The sequence below is a fragment of the Rathayibacter tanaceti genome (assembly GCF_001634385.1).
Lineage (GTDB): Bacteria > Actinomycetota > Actinomycetes > Actinomycetales > Microbacteriaceae > Rathayibacter > Rathayibacter tanaceti.
The window spans coordinates 1-6569 of sequence record NZ_LIIN01000142.1 but is presented as its reverse complement, the minus strand read 5'-3'; the positions used below and the strand labels follow the sequence as shown (position 1 = coordinate 6569).

The following is a 6569-nucleotide window of genomic DNA, read 5'->3' as shown; positions in this document are numbered from 1 at the left end:
AGTGTCGCACAGCCCATCGCCCGGCCGGGTCGACGCGCACGGGCACGGCGGCGCCGCAGCGGTGCCGGCCCCGTCGGCGCGGTACCGTCTCCGCTCGTCGCTCCCGCCGGGAGCCGCCCGTCACGACCGGCGCGGGTCATCGCCCCACCGACGTCCCGCGCCCGCCACCGAAGTGAGTCATGAACGCAGCAGCCCCCTCCCCCGGATCCTCGCTCACCGAGCGCATCGAGGACGTCGACGTCTCGGCCGAGATGGAGGGCTCGTTCCTCGAGTACGCGTACTCGGTCATCTACTCGCGGGCCCTGCCCGATGCGCGTGACGGACTGAAGCCCGTGCAGCGCCGCATCCTCTACATGATGAGCGAGATGGGCCTGCGTCCCGACCACGGCCACGTGAAGTCGGCGCGGGTGGTCGGCGAGGTGATGGGCAAGCTGCACCCGCACGGGGACGCGTCTATCTACGACTCCCTCGTCCGGCTCGCGCAGCCTTTCACCATGCGGGTGGCGCTCGTCGACGGCCACGGCAACTTCGGCTCGCTCGACGACGGCCCGGCGGCTGCACGCTACACCGAGGCCCGACTCGCGCCCGCCGCCACGGCGATGACCGAGCACCTCGGCGAGGACGTCGTCGACTTCGTCCCCAACTACGACAATTCCCACGACCAGCCGGAGGTGCTGCCTTCGGCGTTCCCCAACCTGCTGGTCAACGGCGCGAGCGGCATCGCTGTCGGCATGGCGACGAACATGGCTCCGCACAACCTGATCGAGGTGATCGGAGCGGCACGCCACCTCATCGCGCACCCCGACGCCTCCCTCGACGACCTGATGTCGTTCGTGCCCGGCCCGGACTTCCCGAGCGGCGGCACCATCGTCGGTCTGGCGGGTGTCCGCGATGCGTACGCGACCGGTCGCGGTAGTTTCAAGACCCGCGCCAGGGTCTCAGTCGAGAGCATCACCGCACGCAAGTCGGGCCTCGTCGTCACCGAGCTGCCGTATCTTGTCGGCGCCGAGAAGGTGATCGACAAGATCAAGGACGGCGTGCAGAACAAGAAGCTCAGCGGCATCTCGGACGTCACCGATCTGACGGACCGCGACAACGGCCTGCGCCTGGTCATCGGCATCAAGACCGGCTTCAGCCCGGAGGCGGTGCTCGAGCAGCTCTACCGCTACACGCCTCTCGAGGACGCCTTCTCGATCAACAACGTCGCCCTGGTCGACGGCGGCCCCCGGACTCTCGGCCTGAAGGAGCTGCTGCAGGTCTACATCGGCCATCGCGTGCAGGTCGTCACTCGCCGCTCCCGTTACCGGCTGCGCAAGCGCCAGGAGCGCCTGCACCTCGTCGAGGGTCTGCTCGTCGCGATCCTCGACATCGACGAGGTGATCCAGCTCATCCGCGGCAGCGACGACACGGCCGCCGCACGGGCCCGGTTGATCGAGGTCTTCGACCTCAGCACGCTGCAGGCCGACTACATCCTCGAACTCCAGCTGCGCCGATTGACGAAGTTCTCACGCATCGAGCTCGAGGCCGAGCGCGACACTCTGCTCGCCGAGATCGCCGAGCTGGAGGCGCTGCTCGCCAGTCGAGCCCGCATCGACGAGCTCGTCTCCGACGAACTCGACGAGGTGGCCCAGCGCCTGGGGACGCCGCGCCGGACGCTGCTGACGGAGGCCCGCGCCTCCGTCGCGACGACCGGGCGCAAGGCCGCTGCGGCCGTGCTCGAGATCGCCGACGTGCCGTGTCGTGTCCTGCTCAGCACGACGGGCCGCATGGTGCGCGTCGACCGAGACCCGGCGGCCGCGCCGCACCCCGAGCGCGCGACCCGCCGCTCCCAGCACGACGCTGTGATCAGCACGCTCGACACGACCACACGGACAGAGATCGGTGCCGTCACGACGGCGGGGCGCCTTCTGCGCTTCTCCCCCGTCGACGTCCCGTCCGTGCCCGCCTCCTCCGTGCAGCTGGGCGCGGGAGTCAGGATGGCCGACTACCTCCCTCATCTCGCGAAGGACGAGCGGATCCTCGCGCTCGTCGCCCTCGACGACACTCGTCCGATCGCGCTCGGCACCCAGCAGGGCATCGTCAAGCGCGTCGCTCCTGGCGACCTGCCGAACCGGCCCGACATCGACCTGATCGCGCTCAAGCCCAAAGACGCCGTGGTCGGAGCGGCCCCGTCGACCGACGACGACGAGCTGGTCTTCGTGACCGGAGAGGCCCAACTTCTGCGTTTCGGCGCCTCCTCAGTCAGGCCGCAGGGCCGCACCGCAGCGGGGATGGCGGGCGTGAAGCTCGCTGAGACCGACGACGTGGTCCACTTCGCCGTCGTCGCCGCTTCCGACCGTGAGGAGGCGGTGGTCGCGACCGTCGCCGTCGACAGCTGGGCGCTCTCGGGCACCGACACCGGCAGCGCCAAGGTCTCGCCGTTCTCGGAGTTCCCGGCGAAGGGCCGAGCGACGGGCGGCGTTCGTGCGCACCGCTTCCTCAAGGGTGAGACCGCCCTCGGCGTCGCCTGGGTCGGCCCCGGCCCCGCCCACGCGCTCGAAGCGGACGGCTCGGTCGCATCGCTTCCCGACTCCGGGATGAAGCGCGACGGTTCGGGAGTCGCGCTCTCGGCGCCCATCGCGAGCATCGGTGCGGCGCCCGAGCTCTTCTGATCGCTCGGCCGTCGCGGCTCACACGTCGATGCGGTCCCGCGAGAGCGACTCCGAGCCGCGCACGATGAACTCCTTGCGCGGCGCCACCTCATTGCCCATCAATAGCTCGAAGACACGCCCCGCGTTCTCGGCGTCGGCGACCCGCACACGGCGCAGCGTGCGGCGGGACCGGTCCATCGTCGTCGTCGCGAGCTGGTCGGCGTCCATCTCGCCCAGGCCTTTGTAGCGCTGGATCGGGTCCTGGTAGCGGCGTCCGGCCTTGCCGAGCGCGGCGAGCACGCTCTGCAGCTCCTTCTCGGAGTAGGTGTAGATCGTCTCGTTCGGCTTCTTCCCCGCGTTCATCACCACGAGCCGGTGCAGGGGCGGCACCGCGGCGAAGACCCGCCCCGCCTCGACCAACGGGCGCATGTAGCGGAAGAACAGGGTGAGCAGCAGCGTGCGGATGTGCGCGCCGTCGACATCGGCGTCGCTCATCAGGATGATCTTCCCGTAGCGCGCGGCAGACAGGTCGAACGAGCGGCCGGAGCCGGCTCCGATCACCTGGATCATCGACGCGCACTCCGCGTTCGAGAGCATGTCGGCGATGCTCGCCTTCTGGGTGTTGAGGATCTTGCCGCGGATCGGCAGCAGCGCCTGGTACTCGCTGTTCCGGGCCAGCTTGGCCGTTCCGAGCGCCGAGTCGCCCTCGACGATGAACAGCTCGCTGTTCTCGACGTCGTTGCTGCGGCAGTCCACGAGCTTCGCCGGCAGCGAGGACGACTCGAGCGCGTTCTTGCGGCGCTGGGTCTCCTTGTGAGCGCGCGCCGAGATCCGCGATTTCATCTCGGCAACGACCTTGTCGAGCAGCTGAGCGGTCTGCGCCTTGTCCTCGCGCCGCGTCGAGGAGAAGACCGCGCCGAGCGTCGACACGATCGTGGAGGCGACGATGGCGCGCACAGCCGGGGTGCCGAGCACTTCCTTGGTCTGGCCCTCGAACTGCGGCTCGGGGAGGCGGACGGTCAGGACCGCGCTCAGACCGGCGAGCACGTCGTCCTTCTCTAGCTTGTCCGAGCCGACCTTGAGACGGCGCGCGTTGGCCTCGACCTGTGAACGGAGCAGCTTCAGGAGGCCCTGCTCGAACCCGGTCTGGTGGGTCCCGCCCTTGGGCGTGGCGATGATGTTGACGAAGCTGCGCATCACGGTCTCGTAGCCGGTTCCCCAGCGCAGCGCGATGTCGACCTCGCAGGTGCGCTCCACCTCGGTCGGGACCATCGCCCCGCCCGGCGTGAGCACGGGGACCGTCTCGGTGAAGGTTCCGGACCTGGTCAAGCGCAGCACCTCGGTCACCGGCGCGTCGGGCGCGAGGAACTCGACGAACTCCGAGATGCCGCCGTCGTAGCGGAACATCTCGCGCGGCGCTCCTCCGCCCGGTCGTCGACGATGTCGAGCGTGAGCCCGGGAACGAGGAAAGCGGTCTGCCGAGCTCGCGTCACGAGGTCGTCCGTCTGGAACGACGCGCCCTTGGTGAAGATCTGGCGGTCGGCCCAGTAGCGCACACGGGTGCCGGTGACGCCTTTCGCGACCTTCCCGACCACCGTCAGCTCGGAGCCGTTCTCGAACGGGGTGAACGGCGCGTCCGGGGTGGGCTCCCCCGCATCGGCGAAGCGGCCCGGCTCCCCCCGGTGGAACGACATCCGATAGGTGCGGCCGTTGCGGTCGACCTCCACATCGAGGCGCTCCGAGAGCGCGTTGACCACCGACGCCCCGACCCCGTGCAGGCCGCCCGACGCCGCGTAGGACCCGGAGCCGAACTTGCCGCCCGCGTGAAGCTTCGTGAACACGACCTCGACCCCGGAGAGTCCCGTCTTCGGCTCGATGTCGACCGGAATGCCGCGCGCCCGGTCGCGGACCTCGACGCTCCCGTCGGCGTGCAGCAGCACGCTGATCTCGGTGCCGTGCCCGGCCAGCGCTTCGTCGACGGAGTTGTCGATGACTTCCCACAGGCAGTGCATGAGGCCGCGCGAATCGGTCGAACCGATGTACATGCCGGGGCGCTTCCTGACCGCCTCGAGGCCCTCGAGGACGGAGAGGTGCCGGGCGTTGTAGTCGGTGGAGGCCATCCGCCCAGTCTACTTTCGCGATCGGCTCGGGCCGCCGTCGCATGGCGCACGGCGCTGGCACGGCAGCCCCGCGACGCGGTGCCCCTACGCGCAGAGCGAAATGCCGCCCGATCGACTCCGCGCGGAAACAATCGCGTGCTTGGATGGGCTCTACTAAGCAGAGATCGAAGAACGAGTGCAGGAGGCCAAGTCATGTCGACCACAGCAACCCAGAACGGCGTGGACGAACTCGCCGGTGCCCACCAGCTCTCCGCCGCCGACCGCTGCGACAGCTGTGGCGCGCAGGCGTACATCCGCGTGGTCGTGAACAACGGAGAACTTCTGTTCTGCGCACACCACGGCAAGAAGTACCAGGAGAAGCTCTCCAGCATCGCGCAGAGCTGGCACGACGAGTCCGCGCGGCTCTTCGAAGAGCAGCGCCCCTAGCGCTCGCCCCGGTCGGGGCGTTGGCGTCTGATGACCGACATCTGACGATCGACACGCTACCAGTCGACGCGCTACCGGTCGACACCGAGCCGCTTCGTGATGACATCGCGGGCGGCTCGTGCCGTCTCGTCGACCTCTCGGATGCGCCCGTCGGTGGTTGCGTAGGCGTCGCCGAGCGCGCGCCGCAGGATCGCGTCCGCCAGCACCGGATTCTTGGCCAGGAGCGGTCCGTGCAGGTGCGTGCCGAGCAGGCCTCCCGAGCGGAATCCGTCGAAGCCGGCCCCGTCGCCGGTTCCGTGGAGCACACGACCCAGCGCGTCCTCGGGGGCGATCCCGGTCATGCGGCGCTCGTGGTTCTCGAAACCGACGAGGACGCCGTCCGCGCTCTCGAGGAGGAGGTCGTCGGTCGCGCGCTCCCCCGCGACGGAGCGGCCGGGGAAGAGGCCGATGCCCGCGACGGTTCCGGTCGTCATGGCGATCGATTCGGCGAGGAGCTCCCAGCCGGCTCCGACCGCGACGACCTGCGTACCCTGCTCGGCCCACTCGTGCAGGTCGGAACGAACCGACGTGAGCAGGTCCAGTACGGCGGGCAGGTCCTCGTCCGCGCCGGTACCCGCGACCAGCACGTCCGGCCGAGTCACGGCGTCGGCAGGAGTGATCAGCGGGACCACATCGGTCTCGATGCCCGCCCAGCGGGCCCGGGCGGCGAGGACGCGCGCATTGGCCGCATCCCCGTTGCTGTCGAGGAGGTGCGGGGCGAGCACCGCGATGCGCAGGATGGTCACGAGGTCTCCTCGCCGTTCGTGACGAGGTGGAGATGCGCGCGGGTCCGGCGCATCGAGTCGGCCGAGAAGACGATCGTCTTGCGTCCGGATTCCGGTGTCGGCAGGGCGAGGAAGCCGTCGAGTGCCCGCGCCAGATCCTCGTCGACCTCATCCACGACGACTCCGTCGTAGCGCAGATGCAGCGCGGCCTCGTGGGCCTTCGAGCCGGAGACCACGCGAACCCGCCGCAGCACCGACGTGTCCACGGGCCAGAAGTATGAGGGGTCGCGCACGTCCGAGCCCATCGCGAGCATGATCTGCTCGGTGCCCTCGGGGATCTCAGCAATGTTGAGCCGGTAGCTCGCGGGGTTCTGCACCAGCACGAACTCGACCTCCTGACCCCGCACGAGCACGATCTCGCCGCGGCCGAAGACGGGGTCGATCGCCGACAGGGCGGCGGCCGTCACCGCCGGGTCGAAGCGGTCGGCGAGCACGGCGCGCGCGGTGGAGACGGCGGCAGCGGCGTCGACCGCGTAGTGCACGCCGCGGGCCGGGAGGCGTACGTCGAGCGCGTCGCCGTCGCTGCGGATCGAGGCGGCCGCCCAGTCGTGCTCTCGACGAGGGTGGTG

4 protein-coding genes and 1 pseudogene are annotated in these 6569 nt (G+C 69.8%); 2 read left to right on the top strand and 3 right to left on the bottom strand.

Annotated features, from left to right (window positions below):
* Positions 1 to 179 precede the first annotated feature (179 nt).
* On the top strand, positions 180 to 2651 hold the full coding sequence (locus ACH61_RS13375) for a DNA gyrase/topoisomerase IV subunit A (RefSeq protein ID WP_068212879.1): 2472 nt from the start codon (positions 180 to 182) through the stop codon (positions 2649 to 2651).
* 18 nt (positions 2652 to 2669) lie between these two features.
* Here the strand turns inward: ACH61_RS13375 and ACH61_RS13370 are convergent.
* Positions 2670 to 4750, bottom strand: a pseudogene (locus ACH61_RS13370) (DNA gyrase/topoisomerase IV subunit B).
* A 192-nt stretch (positions 4751 to 4942) separates the two neighbouring features.
* Here ACH61_RS13370 and ACH61_RS13365 point away from each other — a divergent pair.
* Positions 4943 to 5176 carry a DUF7455 domain-containing protein gene (locus ACH61_RS13365; protein ID WP_068212876.1) on the top strand — a complete coding sequence of 78 codons (234 nt, stop codon included), beginning with the start codon at positions 4943 to 4945 and terminating at the stop codon, positions 5174 to 5176.
* Between the two features lie 71 nt (positions 5177 to 5247).
* Here the strand turns inward: ACH61_RS13365 and ACH61_RS13360 are convergent, their stop codons facing one another.
* Positions 5248 to 5961 carry a type 1 glutamine amidotransferase gene (locus tag ACH61_RS13360; protein WP_068212872.1) on the bottom strand — a complete coding sequence of 238 codons (714 nt, stop codon included), beginning with the start codon at positions 5959 to 5961 and terminating at the stop codon, positions 5248 to 5250.
* Positions 5958 to 6569 (bottom strand): MurT ligase domain-containing protein (locus ACH61_RS13355; RefSeq protein ID WP_153038881.1); only part of this gene is annotated, 612 nt, incomplete at its 5' end. The genes ACH61_RS13360 and ACH61_RS13355, both read right to left, overlap by 4 nt.